We start from the raw sequence: 13,804 nt of genomic DNA, 5'->3' as shown, positions 1-13,804 counted from the left end.
GCTGACGCCTGACGCCTGACGGCCGGCGCTCCGCGGATCACTACGGGGCGTCGGCCGTACCGGCAGCGGTCTTGTGGCTCAGGCGCCGCTCAGGCGCCGCAGACTCCGCTCAGGCGCTCTGCGGGCCCTCTCCCTTGGCCTCGGCCTCCGCGATGGACTTGCGGACGTCGTCCATGTCCAGCTTCCGGGCCTGCCCGATGACATCCACCAGAGCGGACTCGGGAAGGGCGCCCGGCTGCGCGAACACGGCGACCTGGTCCCGCACGATCATCAGGGTCGGGATCGACTGGATACCGAACGCCTGGGCCAGCTCCGGCTGCGCCTCCGTGTCGATCTTGCCGAAGACCAGGTCCGGGTTGGCCTCGGCGGCCTTCTCGTACACGGGCGCGAACTGCCGGCACGGCCCGCACCAGGACGCCCAGAAGTCGATCAGCAGGAAATCGTTCTCCGTGACCGTCTGGTCGAAGTTCTCCTTGGTCAGCTCCACGGTGCTGGTCATGTCCCGCATCCCTCTTCCTGGTGTCCGGTTATTGGTCCGGTGACGCCGATGGGCACAACGGCACCGGGACACCGCGTATTCCACGCCGCGTATTCCACGCGGCGGGTTCCGCGGGGTGTCCCGCGCGCGTACCCGTGTGGCCACGCCGCACACCTACGACCAGACTGATCCCATGACGGAAACGATCGAGTACGACGTGGTGGTGCTGGGCGCGGGCCCGGTGGGGGAGAACGTCGCCGAGCGGACCCGGGCGGCGGGGCTGAGCACGGCGGTGGTGGAGAGCGAACTGGTCGGCGGTGAGTGCTCCTACTGGGCGTGCATGCCCAGTAAGGCGCTGCTGCGGTCCGCCATCGCGCGCGCGGACGCGCGTCGCACGCCGGGCCTCGTCCAGGCGGCGCAGGGGCCGCTCGACGCGCGCGCGGTCCTCGCCCACCGGGACGAGCAGACCGCGCACTGGAAGGACGACGGGCAGGTCGCCTGGCTCGACGCCACGGGCGCCCGGCTCTACCGGGGGCAGGGCAGGCTCGACGGACCGCGCCGGGTCACCGTGACCGGCACGGACGGTGAGATCCAGGTGCTGACCGCACGGCACGCGGTCGCCGTGTGCACCGGCACCCGCGCGGTCGTGCCCGACCTGCCGGGTGTCGCCGACGCCAAGCCGTGGACCAGCCGGGACGCCACCAGCGCGGACCGGGTGCCGGGGCGCCTCGTGGTGATCGGCGGCGGCGTGGTCGGCGTCGAGATGGCGACCGCCTGGCAGGCACTCGGCTCCCAGGTCACCCTGCTGGTGCGCGGCGACCGGCTGCTGCCGCGCATGGAGTCGTTCGCCGGCGAACTGGTCGCCGACGCCCTCCGCGAGGCGGGAGTCGATGTCCGTTTCGGCACCTCGGCGACCTCGGCGGTACGCGACGGGGCGACCGTCACCGTCACGCTGGACGGCGGTGAGCGAATCGAGGCGGACGAGGTCCTGTTCGCGACCGGCCGTGCCCCGCACACCGACGACCTCGGCCTCGACACGATCGGCCTGAAACCCGGCTCCTGGCTCACCGTGGACGACACCTGCCAGGTCGAGGGCCTTCGCTGGCTGTACGCGGTCGGCGACGTCAACCATCGCGCGCTGCTCACCCACCAGGGCAAGTACCAGGCGCGGATCGCGAGCGCCGCCATCGCGGCGCGGGCCCAGGGAGTGCCGCTCCTGGAGACGGACCGCTGGGGCGCGCACGCGGCGACCGCCGACCACGCGGCCGTGCCGCAGGTCGTGTTCACCGATCCGGAGGCCGCCGCCGTGGGCCTGTCGCTGGCCGAGGCCGAGGCGGCGGGCCACCGGGTCCGCGCCGTCGACTACGACCTCGCGCACGTCGCGGGCTCGGGTCTCTACGTCGACGGCTACCGGGGCCGGGCCCGCATGATCGTCGACCTGGACCGCGAGATCGTCCTCGGCGTCACCTTCGTGGGCCCCGGCGTCGGCGAACTCCTGCACTCGGCGACGGTCGCGGTCGCGGGTGAGGTCCCGATCGACCGCCTGTGGCACGCGGTTCCGGCGTATCCGACGATCAGCGAGGTCTGGCTGCGGCTGTTGGAGACGTATCGCGGGTAAGGCGGCGCGGGACCCACCGTGGGATTCACCCGGTAGCACCCTTCACCCTGGGCGTAGCGTTGCTACGCCCAGGGGTAGCAACGCTAACGCAATGATGTTAGCGTTGTTCTTGTCGGGGAGCGGCGATCGCGCCCCAGGAGACAGGGAGCCGTGCCATGAGTGAGCAGCCGAGCACCGAGCAGCCGACCACACCGCGCCGCGTCGCCGTCGTCACCGGAGGGTCCCGGGGCATCGGGCGGGGGAGCGCCGAGCGCCTCGCCGCCGACGGGTTCGCCGTCGTCGTGAACTACGCGGGCAACAAGACCGAGGCCGACGCCGCGGTGGCGGCGATCACCGCAGCGGGCGGCGAGGCGATCGCCCAGCAGGGCGATGTCGCCGACGAGACCGCGATGGCGGAGGTCTTCGACGCCGCGGAGCGCGCCTTCGGAGGGGTCGACGTCGTCGTCCACGCCGCCGGAGTCATGACCCTGGCGCCGCTGGTCGACACCGACCTCGACGCCCTGGACCGTATGCACCGCACCAACATCCGCGGCACGTTCGTCGTCGACCAGCAGGCCGCGCGCCGCGTGCGGGACGGCGGCACGATCATCAACTTCTCCAGCTCCGTGGTGGCGCTGGCCCTCCCCGGCTACAGCGGGTACGCCGCGACCAAGGGCGCCGTCGAGGCCATGACCCTGGTCCTCGCCCGTGAACTGCGCGGCCGGGACATCACGGTCAACGCCGTGGCCCCCGGGCCCACGGCCACCGCCCTGTTCCTGGACGGCAAGGACGAGGCGACCGTAGCGAAGTTGGCCGCGCAGGCTCCGCTGGAGCGTCTCGGCACACCGCGGGACATCGCCGAGGTCGTGTCCTTCCTCGCCGGACCGGCCCGCTGGGTCAACGGCCAGGTCCTCCGGGCCAACGGCGGCATCGCGTAACCCTGCCCCCCTGCCGCCCTCAGTCGTACGTACCTGCCGTACCTGCCGTACCGGCGCTTTCCCTCTGCCGCCACTAAGGAGTTCCGTCATGTCCGTCGTCCTGATCACCGGTGCCGGTTCCGGCTTCGGCGCGCTGTCCGCCCGTGCCCTGGCCCGCGCCGGGCACACCGTCTACGCCGCGATGCGCGACACCACCGGACGCAACGCCGGCCGGGTCGCCGACGCCACGACATACGCCACCGAACACGCCGTGGACCTGCGCACGGTCGAACTCGACGTGCTGTCCCAGGAGTCCGCCGACGCCGCCGTGGACACCGTGCTGGCAGAGGCCGGCCGGCTGGACGTCCTCGTGCACAACGCGGGGCACATGGTCACCGGCCCCACCGAGGCGTTCACCCCCGAGGAACTGGCCGCCGTCTACGACACCAACGTCCTCGGCACCCAGCGAGTCAACCGTGCCGCCCTGCCCCACCTGCGCGCCCAGCGGCACGGACTGGTCCTGTGGGTCGGCTCGACCTCCACCAGAGGCGGCACCCCGCCCTACCTGGCCCCCTACTTCGCCGCCAAGTCCGCGATGGATGCCCTCGCCGTCTCGTACGCGGCGGAGCTGGCCCGCTTCGACATCGAGACCACCATCGTCGTCCCGGGCTCCTTCACCTCCGGCACCAAACACTTCGCCACCGGCGGACACCCCTGTGACCAGACCGTCGTCCCGGACTACGAGGCCCTGTACGCCGGGCTCATGGACCAGATTTCCCAGCGGCTGGCCGATCTCGCACCCGCCGACGCCGATGTCTCCCAGGTCGCCGACGCGATCGTCGAGGTCGTCGGCACCCCGCACGGCAAGCGGCCGTTCCGGGTCCACGTCGACCCGGCCGACGACGGCAGTGAGACCGTCAGCGCCGTCGCCGACCACATCCGCGCCGAGTTCCTCACCCGCATCGGCCTGGACGACCTCCTCGCCCCGCACCCGGTCGGTGCTGCCGCCGCGGCGCCCTTGATAGCGTCCGGTCCATGAGCACGCGATCACGGATCCTGGAAGTGGCCGCCGACCTGGTCGCCGAGTCACCCGACGGGGATGTGTCGACCCGGGCCGTGTGCGAGGCCGCTCAGGTCGGGGCCCCCGCCCTGTACCGGCACTTCGGGGACAAGGAAGGGCTGTTGTCGGCCGTAGTCGACTTCGGGTTCGACAAGTACCTGGCGACGAAGCGGGAGCACCGGCCGGGCGCCGACCCCGTGCAGGATCTGCGGGACGGCTGGGACAGTCATGTGGAGTTCGCCCTCGCGAACCCGAATCTGTACCGGCTGATGAACTCCCCGGCGATGCGCACACCCCCGGCGGCGGCCCTGGAGTCCCACCAGATCCTCACCCGGGACCTGGAGCGGGCCGCCGCGCAGGGCAAGGTGCGCCTCGCTCCCGAACTGGCCGCCCAGATGGTCATGTCGGCCAATGTCGGAGTCGCGCTGATGCTGGTGGCCCGTCCGGCGACGTTCACGGACAGGACCATGTCCATGCGGGTACGGGACGCCGTGCACGCGGTCGTCTTCACCCCGGAGGCTTTGGTCCCGCATCTCGCCCCGGTGGCCGTGGACGGTGCGGGGACCGAAGAGGTGCGCGTCGCGTCCACGGCGGCCCGGCTGGCCGCGATGTTGCGCCAACAACAGGGCACGGACCTCACCCCGGCCGAGACGACGCTCCTGACGGAGTGGCTGACCCGCCTCGCGAACACCCCCCAGGGGGCGTGACCCCGGCCGGGAAACGGCCGGCACCACCATCGGCAAGCCTGCCGTGAGCCGAGATCCCGAAGGCATATTCGCGAAGAAGTGTTCGCGAACATCCTTTCGCGAAGAACTCTTCTGAATCTAGGATGCGGGCCATGACCGACGCACCCGACGAACCCATGGGCGACATCACCCTCCACACCGCGGCTCTCCGTGTCCTCGCGCACCCGACGCGACTCGCGCTGCTCAACCGGCTGCGGGAGCACGGCCCGGCGACCGTCCGGCGGCTCGCCGACCACTTCGACCTGGACTCCGGTGCGGCCAGCTATCACCTGCGGCGGCTGGCGGCCGGCGGGCTCATCGAGGAGGACACCGCCCGGGGCAACCGGCGCGACCGCTGGTGGCGGGCCCGGCACCGCACCTCGTGGCACGACCCGGCGCGCACCGACCCGGCGGACCCGACGGACGCGGCGGACAGCCGGGCCTATGTCCAGGCGGTGGCGATGGCGCACGGCGAGGCCCTGCGCCGGGTCGCCGCCGAGACCGTGCCGGTGATGGCCGACGACTGGTTCGCGGTGTCCGCCTTCGCCGACCACACCCTGCGCCTGACACCCGCCGAACTCGGCCGGATGAAGACCGAGTTGCTCGCCGTTGTCGACCGCTACCGGGAACGCGAGGCGTCCGGGGACGCCGAACCGGTGACAGTACGCGTGCAGGCGTACCCCCTGCTCACCGACGGGACCTGAGCGGTGCGGGGGGACGGCGGCGCCCTGGTGCGCGGGCGGGAGCGGGCCGCGTACCGGGACCTGAACGTACTGCGCTGGCTCGGCGCCTACACGGCGTCCGTGACGGGTGACGTCGCCTACTATCTGACGCTGTCCTGGGCCGTCGCCCAGGTCGCCGGTCCCGCCACGGTCGGGGTCGTGCTCGCCGTCGGGGCGATACCCCGGGCCGTCCTGATGCTCGGCGGCGGTGTCCTCGCCGACCGGTTCGGGCCACGCCGTGTTCTCATCGCCAGCGATCTGGTGCGCTGCGCGGTGGTACTCGCCGTCGCCGTGCTCACCTACGCGCAGGGCCCCCGGCTGCTGCCGCTGTGTGTGCTGGCGTTCGTGTTCGGGGTGGTCGACGCGGTGTTCATGCCGGCGGTCGGCGCGGTACCGCCCCGGCTGACCGGCAGCGGACAGCTCGCCCGGGTGCAGGGCATGCGCTCCCTGGCCGTGCGGCTGAGTAACGCGGTGGGGCCGCTGATCGCCGCGTCCGTGCTCGCGGCGCGCGGGCCCGGCGCCGCCTTCGGGGTGGTGGCGCTGCTGTTCGTGGCCTCGCTGGGGCTGCTGACGGCGGTACGGGTCCGGCCCACCGCCTCACCTGACGTACCGGAAGCCGCACCCGACGCACCCGACGTACCCGACAACTCACCTGGTGTACCCGAAATCGCCCCACGAAAGGGGGCGCCCGGCCCCTGGGCGGATCTCCGCGACGGACTCCGGCACCTGCGCCGGCACCGCCGCCTCAGCCGTCTCGTGCTGGTCGTCGCGCTCGGCGAGATGTGCTTCAGTGGGCCGCTCGCCGCCGGGCTCGTCCTCCTCGCCGACGAGCGGGCGTGGGGTCCGACCGCGCTCGGTGGGGTCCTCACCGCGTTCAGTGTCGGCGGCGCCGTGACCGGGCTCGCCCTCACCGCCGCACGCCGCGTCCCGCACGCCGGCGCCGCACTCGCCGGGTCCTTGGTGGTGACCGGGATCCTGGTCACGGCACTTGGCCAGGCCGGCACACCGGGCGCCGCGATGGCCCTGGGCGCGGTGGTCGGCGCGGCGAGCGGGGTCTGCGGTGCGATCGGGCACGCGCTGGTGCAGCAGAGGACCGAGCCCCGGTACCTGGGCCGCGTCACCTCCGTGACGACCCTGGGCACCCTGGGGCTCAGTCCCTTGCTCTATCCGGTCACCGGCCTGGTCGCCGCCGCTTGGGGGACCGGGGTGTTCTTCACGGCCTGCGGCGCCGTGTGCGCGCTGGCGGCGGCGGTCGGACTCACCTCCGCGGTACGGACCGCTGAGCTGTGACCTCAGCCGCCGGTAGAGGCACCGGTAGGCGTGAACTCACCCGAGAGAGCCGCCGCCATCCGCAGATGCGGCGCCGCGTCCGCGTCCCGGCCCTGCCGCTCCAGCGTGCGGCCGAGCATCAGGCGCGCGTAGCTCTCCACCGGGTCCCGCTCCAGAACGAGGAGCAACTGCTCCTCGGCACGCCGGAGTTGGGCCGAGTGGTAGTACGCCCGCGCCAGCAGCAGCCGGGGAGCGACCTGCTCCGGCACCTCGTCGGTCAGCCCTTCCAGGACGCCCGCCGCCGTCACGTACTCCTTGGCGTCGAAGAACATCCGCGCACGCTCCCAGCGCTCCGCGGCCGTCCCGTGCTCGAAATATTCCCGGCTGTATGTCTCGCCGTAGGTCTCGTTCACTCCAACCTCCTCGCCCGCCGCAACCGACCCGGGGGCACGAATATTCCACCGTCCGCGCGGGGTGGCCGGGCCTGACGGGATGTCCCCGACGGGGCTAGGTTGTCCGGCATGAGCAATCTTGATCGCGAGGCGGTGCCGGCGCAGTGCGGTGGCCGTGGGTTCGTCGTCGCCGAGCCGGTGCGTGAGCTTCTCAGCCCCCGGCACGTCAAGCTGGGGGAGTCCACCGAAGTCCGCCGTCTGCTGCCCAACCTCGGTCGGCGCATGGTCGGCGCGTGGTGCTTCGTCGATCACTACGGGCCCGACGACATCGCCGACGAGCCCGGAATGCAGGTGCCGCCGCATCCGCACATGGGCCTCCAGACCGTCAGCTGGCTGCACGAGGGCGAGGTCCTGCACCGCGACTCCACCGGCAGCCTCCGCACCATCCGGCCCCGGCAGCTCGGTCTGATGACGTCAGGGCGGGCCATCAGCCACTCCGAGGAGAGCCCCAAGGCGCACGCCCGGCTGCTGCACGGCGCGCAGTTGTGGGTCGCGCTGCCCGACGCGGACCGGCATGTCGAACCGCACTTCGAGCACCACGCGGAGCTGCCGACCGTGACGGCGCCCGGCCTCACCGCGACACTCGTCCTCGGCTCGATCGACGGCACGACATCGCCCGGTACGACGTACACACCCATCGTGGGTGCCGATCTCGCCCTGGCAGCGGGCGCCGATGTCCGCCTCCCGCTGGTGCCGGACTTCGAGTACGCGGTCCTGTCCATGTCCGGCGAGGCCCATGTCGACGGTGTGCCCGTACTCCCGGGTTCGATGCTCTACCTCGGCTGTGGCCGCACCGAACTGCCCCTGCGCGCCGCGTCCGACGCGGGCCTGATGCTCCTCGGCGGCGAGCCCTTCGAGGAAGAGTTGATCATGTGGTGGAACTTCATCGGCCGTACCCAGGAGGACATCGCCCAGGCCCGATCGGACTGGATGTCCGGCTCACGCTTCGGCGAGGTGGTCGGCTACGACGGTGCCCCGCTCCCCGCCCCGGCCCTCCCGCCGGGACCGCTGAAGCCACGGGGAAGGGTCCGCTGACCCCGCACATCCCTCGCGGTCGGCCTCACTTGGCATAGTGGACCCCGCCGGAGTGATACCGGAGTGACAGGGCCGGAGTGACGGGGGGAAGGACGGGCATGGACGAGGAACCGGCGTGCTTTCGGGTCGAGTTCGCGAGTGGCAGCGCCGCCTCGGTCGAGAATCGGCGCTCCTTCCGTGACCACGAGCGCCGCGACATAGAGCGCGACCTGCCCGGCTGGCCCCCTGGACCGGCCTTCGCGGTGCGGGGGTTCTTCGGCAGGCTCGGCCGGTACGCCCTCGCCGTTCTCACCGGGCTCCTGTTGCTGCCGATCTACGCCATCAGCTCCCAGACGCCCGACAAGCGGGGGAAGTTGGAGGACCGTGAGAACGAGGTCGACGACTTCCCCGTCCTCTGGGCGGGCGTGGGCGAGACGGCTCGTACGCTGCCCTGGCAGCTCGATCCCTCCCGGCGGCCCTGGCGCACGGTGACCGAGATCGAAGTGGCCGGGTCCGGCGGGCTCGTGCGCATCACGTCGCACGAGTACGTGGCGCGGGGCAATCGGTACGTGTCATGGGGCAGCGGCGAGACGGTGCCGGGATCCGAGGCTGTTCTCTGGTCGTTGTCCCGGGACGAGATCGTCGGCGCGGAGGTCAAGCGGTTCAGCATGGCCGAGTCCGACTTCACGCTCTCCTTCCGGGACGGCTCCTGGGCCCGGCTGACGAGTTCGTCGGACGCCGCGCGGAAGATCGTGGCACTCCTCGGGTAACTGGGTGCGGGCCCGCGGCGCGTTGGTCGCCGAGGGCCCGCACCCGTTCATGAAGGGCTACGTCTACCGGCCGCGCCGGACGGCCCGCTGGTCCCTCCGCTGATCCCAGTCGCGCCCCGCCCTCGCCTTGTGGGCCGTGGCGGTCACGGTCCACTGGTCGAAGTCATAGACGACGGACTGGCCGTCCACCGTCGCCTTGAACGTGGAGCCCAGCTTGTCCTGTTGGAGCCACGGGGTGTCGAACAGCTTGTAGGAGTCGTAGGCGACAGCCTCGCCGTTCACGAGGTGCGTCGCGGCAGGTGCCGCCGACGCCGAGTCGAAGGTGATGTCGAGGTCGTCGCCCTTCAAGCTGTGGTAGACGATGCGCGGGTTCGCGTCCTCCAAGTGGCTCAGGTCCAGGCTGCTGGTTCTGGTGAGGGCGGTCACGAACGCGTCGAAGTCGGCGTACGCGGAGGCGTCCGCCGTCTCCAGCACCCAACCGTTGGTGTCGGCCTGGCTGCGCAGGATGTCGTAGCTGTAACTGAGGCTGGCGGTCGGGTGGTTCTGCGTTGTCGTCTTCACCTTGTTCGCCGGGTCGTTCGGCGTCTGGTGGTACCAGGTGCCGGGCTTCGCCATCCTGTAGGCGAAGTACATCGACCCCGTGTTCGCGACCGTCCAACCGTCGGCCTGACGCCGTTCCAGGATCGAACCGTTCGTCGGGAACAGCGCGTTGACGTAGTTCGACGTCTGGTCACCCGATGACTTGTAGACACCCACGGCGGTGGGACCGCTCTGCATCACCCGCTGGTTGGCGGGCTGGTTGTAGGAACCGATCGAAGCGGTGCCCTGGTCGACCGACAGCCGGAACAGCGGGTTCGCCGCGTTGGACTGCCAGCGCAGCACGACCGGCAGATCCTCGATCCAGTTGTCGACCCGACGGTACTGGACCTCGGTCCCCAGGCCCCAGGTGGGCCGTACATAGGTCGTGCGGTAGATGTCCATCGCGCGCCCGCTGGAGTTCTGGAGATTCGTCTTGTGCGAGGTGTACGACTTGTCGGTCTTCCGGCCGATCTTCACCGCGAGCGCGGGCGGTGAGTAACGCGTCCCCTGCCAGGCGACGAGAGCGCCGTACTCAAGGTTCGGGCGATACGCCGAGGGCGCCGGGTTGTCCGATTCACCGACCCCCAACTGCGCGCGGTGGGCGCCGAAGTACGTCCAGGCGAGCGTCGAGTGGTCCGCGGGCCGCCAGGTGGGATCGTTGACCGCCGCAGAGTCGCCCTTGGCGCGGCTCTCCGACGAGATCATGTAGCCGTCGATCCAGTCGTTCGCCCACTCGAACCACATCACGTCCATGGCCATCTTCACCTGGTTACGGAGTTGTTCGTCGTCGGCCCACTGGTAGATGGCGTTGAGGCAGAAGTACGTCATGAAGGTGTACTCGGGGCTCTGGTACTCGGCCCAACCGCGCCGCACACCCGCGTTCACCATCTCCAGGATGTTGGCCTTGTTGGCTGCCTTCAACTGCGCCCCGGAATTACCGTTCAGGTCGGCGAGATCGGGGAAGTACTGGCCGACGAGGTATCCCGTGGCGTAGTTGCTCATCCGCAGATTCTCGGTCTGCGGGAGCTTCTGATACGCGTACGAGCCGAAGTAACTACGCACGTGCGCCAGCATGGTGGCGTCGAACTTCTCACCGACCATGAGGTACGAGTACATCTTCGCCATGGTCTTGTACTGCTCGTAGTCGTAGAGCTGGAACTGCGCGTCGAGCTTGGCGAGGTTCGTCGCCGCGTTCTCGCCGTCCGCCAACTGGGCCGTGTATGCGGCCACGTTGACGGCGCCGCTCTCCTCCTTCATGGCCTTGGCCTTGCCCCACAGCCACTGCGTCCTGGTCTGCTCGGTGCCGGGATAAGGGGCTGGCTTCTCCGGCACATACGGTCCGGTCGAGGCGTCGAGAGGTGCGCTCGCCGCGCTGACGTTGTTGCTCGCGTCCCTCGCCCGCACGGTGAAGGTGTACTTCGTGTCGGGCATCAGACCGCCGACGACCGCCGACGTGGTGGACCCGGTGACCGACGCGACCTGGTAGCCGTCACGGAACACGTCGTACCCGGTCACGCCGATGTTGTCCGTCGACGCCGTCCAGCTGAGGGAGACGCTGTTGCCGGATGCGGCGGCGCGGGTGAGCGCGGTCGGCGCGGTCGGCGGCTCCGTGTCGGAGATACCGCCGCCGTCCTCGTGGATGTCGAGGTTGTCGACGGTGATCGCCTCGTCGGTGCCACCGGTGTCGACCCGTACCGAGAAACCGAGTTCGACCGTCGATATCAGCCGCTGACCGCCGTTGGGCACGATCGTGAAGCGGTACTCCTGGATGACCGTGTCATCGATCCTCGACAGGTTCCCGGAGGTGTCCTTGTAGGCGGGCGTGGTCGTGACACTCACGGCCGGAACGGGAAACCGCGGTACGAGGTTGTTGTCGAAGTTGCCGAACTGGATCTGCGCGTAGATGTCCTTCGCCACCGGCTTGTCGCTCTTCGCGCTGCGCTTGAGGTCGTACTGGAGGACGAACTGCTGGGCGGGGCTGCCGACCGGTTGGCCGTAGACCGCGTTGACGCGGTCCTTGAGCGCGCCGGTGGAGAACCGCTTGTAGAAGTAGCTGGAGAGGTTCGTGCCCAGGGACGCGTCGCGCAGTTCGAGCGCGTTGTCGCCTCCGACGCTCACGATCTGCTGGGTCCCTCCTGTCCCCGTGTTCGTCAGGGTCAGCGGGCTGGTGCCGCTGTCGAAGCCGGTGTCCATGTCGGCGGCGAGGAGGTTGGTGGCCGCGAGGTTGGTGGCGCGGGGGTCGGTGGGTGGTGGGTCGGCCGCCTGTGCGGCGGTGGCCGGTGCCGCGAGGAGCACCGCGGCACACAGGCACGCCCATGTTCGCGTCAGGATGTTCATGAATCATCCATTCGTTGATGCGGGTGAGCTACTTGACGGCTCCCGTGACGAGGCCCTTGCTCCAGAACGACTGCAACGAGATGAACATGGCGACGACCGGCACCACCGAGACGAGCGCGCCGGTGACGACGGTGGTGTAGCTGATGGGATAGCCCTGGAGTTCACGCCAGCCGACGAGGCCCACGGTCACCGGTTGCAGCGTGGTGTCCGCGAGCATGAGTGAGGGCAGCAGGAAGTTCGTCCAGATCGCGACGAACTGGAACAGGAAGATCGTGACCATGGCGGGTGCCATCAGCCGTGCGCACATCGCGAAGATGCGCAGTTCACCGGCCCCGTCGATACGCCCGGACTCGATCAGCGCGTCCGGAATCGACGACGCCGCGTAGATCCGGCTGAGATACACACCGAAGGGGCTGACGATGCTCGGGATGAACACGGCCCAGAAGGTGTTGATGGTCCCGGTGTAGCTGAACACGAGGTAGAGCGGGATGGCGAGGACGGGTGCGGGCAGCAGTACGGCGGCGAGGACCGTGCCGAACACCGCCTCGCGCCCCGGGAAGGGGAACTTCGCGAGCGCGTACCCGCACAGGGACGCCAGGAGCGTGGACACGATCCCGCCGCCCACCGCGTACAGCAGCGAGTTGAGCAACCAGCGGGAGTAGATACCACCCTGGGCCTGGAACAGGGTCTGGATGTTCTCCACCAGGGCGAAGTGCTCGCCGAACCAGAAGCCGTTGCCCGAGAAGATCTCCCCGCTGCCCTTGGTGGCGGAGACGACCAACCACCACACCGGAAGCAGGAAGTAGAGCGCGAACAGGGACATCACGGCCAGCACGAACAGGCGCGAGGCGGGATTCACCGTCGTCAACGGGTGGGCCCGGGGGCGCCGTTGCTTCTTCTCCTCGGCCACGGGTGCGGTACGCGGGGGCGATTGCGTGCTGGTGGTCATCAGTCGACGCTCCTGGCCGATGCGCGGAAGACAAAGACGGACACGACACAGATCAGCGCGCCGAGGACCACGGACTGCGCGGCGGCGTAGTTGAAGTCGTTGGCCGACAGGGAACGGAGGGCGGCCATGATCGGTGTGTAGGTGGACGACAGATTCGGCGCCACCGCTTTCATGGTGGCCGGCTCGTTGTAGAGCTGGAATGTGCCGATGATCGAGAAGACCAGGGTGAGCAGTAGGGCCGGGCGGATCTGCGGCACCTTGATGAGCAGCGCGGCCTTCCAGCCCGAGCAGCCGTCGAGGGCGGCGGCCTCCATCGTCTCCTCGGGGACGGCTTGCAGAGCCGCGTAGATCAGGATCGTGTTGTAGCCGGTCCAGGCCCACGTCAGGATGTTGGCGATCGAGAACGGCAGGGCACCGTCGCTGACGAAACTGACGTCGATGCCGATCGCCCCGAACCCTCTGGTGATCGGGCTCAGCGTGGGCGCGTACAGGAACGACCACACCAGGCCCGCGATCACCCCGGGCAGCCCGTAGGGCACGAAGTAGGCGATACGGAAGAACTTGCGCCCCTTCGACGTCGCGGAATCGATGAGCAGGGCGAGGACCAGCGCGATACCGAGCATCACGGGCACCTGGACGACACCGACGAAGGCCACCCGGCCGAGGGACGCGATGAAGTCCCCGTCCTGGAAGACCCGGACGTAGTTGTCGAAGCCCGCGAAGACGGTCTCGGACCCGCCGAGGCCGAGTCCGGAGCGTTTCACGGTGAAGAGGCTCTGGCCGACGGAGTACGCGGTGGGTACCAGGTAGACGACGACGAAGAGCAGGAGGAACGGCAGAACGAATGGCGCGGCTCGCCGAAGCTCGCGGATTCGGCGCCGCCGAATCGTCACGGGAGACACGGTCACCTCTTTTGTGGCGGTGCGGAGTTGCGG

At 69.9% G+C, this 13,804-nt stretch carries 13 protein-coding genes; 8 read left to right on the top strand and 5 right to left on the bottom strand.

Features of this window, described 5'->3' with window-relative positions; translation table 11 throughout:
* Positions 1–109: 109 nt before the first annotated feature.
* Positions 110–499 carry a thioredoxin gene (gene trxA / locus ACFVT5_RS31965; RefSeq protein ID WP_389895185.1) on the bottom strand — a complete coding sequence of 130 codons (390 nt, stop codon included), beginning with the start codon at positions 497–499 and terminating at the stop codon, positions 110–112.
* Positions 500–671: 172 nt separating this feature from the next.
* On the opposite strand from trxA, the gene ACFVT5_RS31960 reads away from it, so the two are divergent.
* From ACFVT5_RS31960 to ACFVT5_RS31935, 6 genes are all read left to right on the top strand, one after another.
* Positions 672–2,096: a dihydrolipoyl dehydrogenase family protein gene (locus tag ACFVT5_RS31960; protein WP_389895183.1), complete on the top strand. Its 1,425-nt coding sequence runs from the start codon at positions 672–674 to the stop codon at positions 2,094–2,096.
* Positions 2,097–2,251: 155 nt separating this feature from the next.
* Positions 2,252–3,013 (top strand): SDR family oxidoreductase, encoded by a 762-nt coding sequence (locus ACFVT5_RS31955; RefSeq protein WP_389895181.1) that lies wholly within the window; start codon positions 2,252–2,254, stop codon positions 3,011–3,013.
* Positions 3,014–3,101: 88 nt separating this feature from the next.
* Entirely contained in the window at positions 3,102–4,031 is a 930-nt protein-coding gene (locus tag ACFVT5_RS31950) for an SDR family oxidoreductase (protein ID WP_389895179.1), read from the top strand.
* Complete coding sequence (locus ACFVT5_RS31945) at positions 4,028–4,759, top strand: TetR/AcrR family transcriptional regulator (RefSeq protein ID WP_389895177.1); 732 nt, start codon at positions 4,028–4,030, stop codon at positions 4,757–4,759. Before ACFVT5_RS31950 ends, ACFVT5_RS31945 begins: the two co-directional genes overlap by 4 nt.
* 131 nt (positions 4,760–4,890) lie before the next feature.
* Entirely contained in the window at positions 4,891–5,481 is a 591-nt protein-coding gene (locus tag ACFVT5_RS31940; protein WP_389895175.1) for an ArsR/SmtB family transcription factor, read from the top strand.
* 3 nt (positions 5,482–5,484) lie between these two features.
* A complete protein-coding gene (locus tag ACFVT5_RS31935; RefSeq protein WP_389895173.1) occupies positions 5,485–6,789 on the top strand; it encodes an MFS transporter in 1,305 nt (434 codons plus the stop codon).
* Positions 6,790–6,791: 2 nt separating this feature from the next.
* Here ACFVT5_RS31935 and ACFVT5_RS31930 read toward each other — a convergent pair whose 3' ends face one another.
* The gene (locus tag ACFVT5_RS31930; RefSeq protein WP_389895637.1) at positions 6,792–7,100 is read right to left on the bottom strand and encodes a tetratricopeptide repeat protein; all 309 of its coding nucleotides are present in this window, start codon (positions 7,098–7,100) and stop codon (positions 6,792–6,794) included.
* 189 nt (positions 7,101–7,289) lie between these two features.
* Here ACFVT5_RS31930 and ACFVT5_RS31925 point away from each other — a divergent pair, with 189 nt between their 5' ends.
* Positions 7,290–8,255 carry a pirin family protein gene (locus ACFVT5_RS31925; protein WP_389895171.1) on the top strand — a complete coding sequence of 322 codons (966 nt, stop codon included), beginning with the start codon at positions 7,290–7,292 and terminating at the stop codon, positions 8,253–8,255.
* 98 nt (positions 8,256–8,353) lie between these two features.
* Positions 8,354–9,004, top strand: a complete 651-nt coding sequence (locus ACFVT5_RS31920; protein ID WP_389895169.1) for a hypothetical protein — start codon at positions 8,354–8,356, stop codon at positions 9,002–9,004.
* A 63-nt stretch (positions 9,005–9,067) separates the two neighbouring features.
* On the opposite strand, the gene ACFVT5_RS31915 is transcribed toward ACFVT5_RS31920, so the two are convergent.
* From ACFVT5_RS31915 to ACFVT5_RS31905, 3 genes are read right to left on the bottom strand one after another with little or no spacing between them, the layout of a single operon-like run.
* Complete coding sequence (locus ACFVT5_RS31915) at positions 9,068–11,920, bottom strand: fibronectin type III domain-containing protein (RefSeq protein ID WP_389895167.1); 2,853 nt, start codon at positions 11,918–11,920, stop codon at positions 9,068–9,070.
* 28 nt (positions 11,921–11,948) lie between these two features.
* Positions 11,949–12,869: a carbohydrate ABC transporter permease gene (locus ACFVT5_RS31910; RefSeq protein WP_389895165.1), complete on the bottom strand. Its 921-nt coding sequence runs from the start codon at positions 12,867–12,869 to the stop codon at positions 11,949–11,951.
* On the bottom strand, positions 12,869–13,762 hold the full coding sequence (locus tag ACFVT5_RS31905) for a carbohydrate ABC transporter permease (protein ID WP_389895163.1): 894 nt from the start codon (positions 13,760–13,762) through the stop codon (positions 12,869–12,871). Before ACFVT5_RS31905 ends, ACFVT5_RS31910 begins: the two co-directional genes overlap by 1 nt.
* Positions 13,763–13,804 lie beyond the last annotated feature (42 nt).

Origin of the sequence: Streptomyces sp. NPDC058001 (genome assembly GCF_042886315.1) — a bacterium.
GTDB lineage: Bacteria > Actinomycetota > Actinomycetes > Streptomycetales > Streptomycetaceae > Streptomyces.
The sequence above is the reverse complement of the archived record's forward strand: the minus strand, read 5'-3'. Positions and strand labels throughout refer to the sequence as shown.

What these genes read in the sequence shown, in the direction of transcription:
- ACFVT5_RS31910 (WP_389895165.1), bottom strand. Translation starts at nt 12,869, where the DNA reads ATGACCACCAGCACGCAATCGCCCCCGCGTACCGCACCCGTGGCCGAG.
- ACFVT5_RS31920 (WP_389895169.1), top strand. Translation starts at nt 8,354, where the DNA reads ATGGACGAGGAACCGGCGTGCTTTCGGGTCGAGTTCGCGAGTGGCAGC.
- ACFVT5_RS31930 (WP_389895637.1), bottom strand. Translation starts at nt 7,100, where the DNA reads ATGTTCTTCGACGCCAAGGAGTACGTGACGGCGGCGGGCGTCCTGGAA.
- ACFVT5_RS31925 (WP_389895171.1), top strand. Translation starts at nt 7,290, where the DNA reads ATGAGCAATCTTGATCGCGAGGCGGTGCCGGCGCAGTGCGGTGGCCGT.
- ACFVT5_RS31915 (WP_389895167.1), bottom strand. Translation starts at nt 11,920, where the DNA reads ATGAACATCCTGACGCGAACATGGGCGTGCCTGTGTGCCGCGGTGCTC.
- ACFVT5_RS31960 (WP_389895183.1), top strand. Translation starts at nt 672, where the DNA reads ATGACGGAAACGATCGAGTACGACGTGGTGGTGCTGGGCGCGGGCCCG.
- ACFVT5_RS31955 (WP_389895181.1), top strand. Translation starts at nt 2,252, where the DNA reads ATGAGTGAGCAGCCGAGCACCGAGCAGCCGACCACACCGCGCCGCGTC.
- ACFVT5_RS31945 (WP_389895177.1), top strand. Translation starts at nt 4,028, where the DNA reads ATGAGCACGCGATCACGGATCCTGGAAGTGGCCGCCGACCTGGTCGCC.
- ACFVT5_RS31940 (WP_389895175.1), top strand. Translation starts at nt 4,891, where the DNA reads ATGACCGACGCACCCGACGAACCCATGGGCGACATCACCCTCCACACC.
- ACFVT5_RS31950 (WP_389895179.1), top strand. Translation starts at nt 3,102, where the DNA reads ATGTCCGTCGTCCTGATCACCGGTGCCGGTTCCGGCTTCGGCGCGCTG.
- trxA (WP_389895185.1), bottom strand. Translation starts at nt 499, where the DNA reads ATGACCAGCACCGTGGAGCTGACCAAGGAGAACTTCGACCAGACGGTC.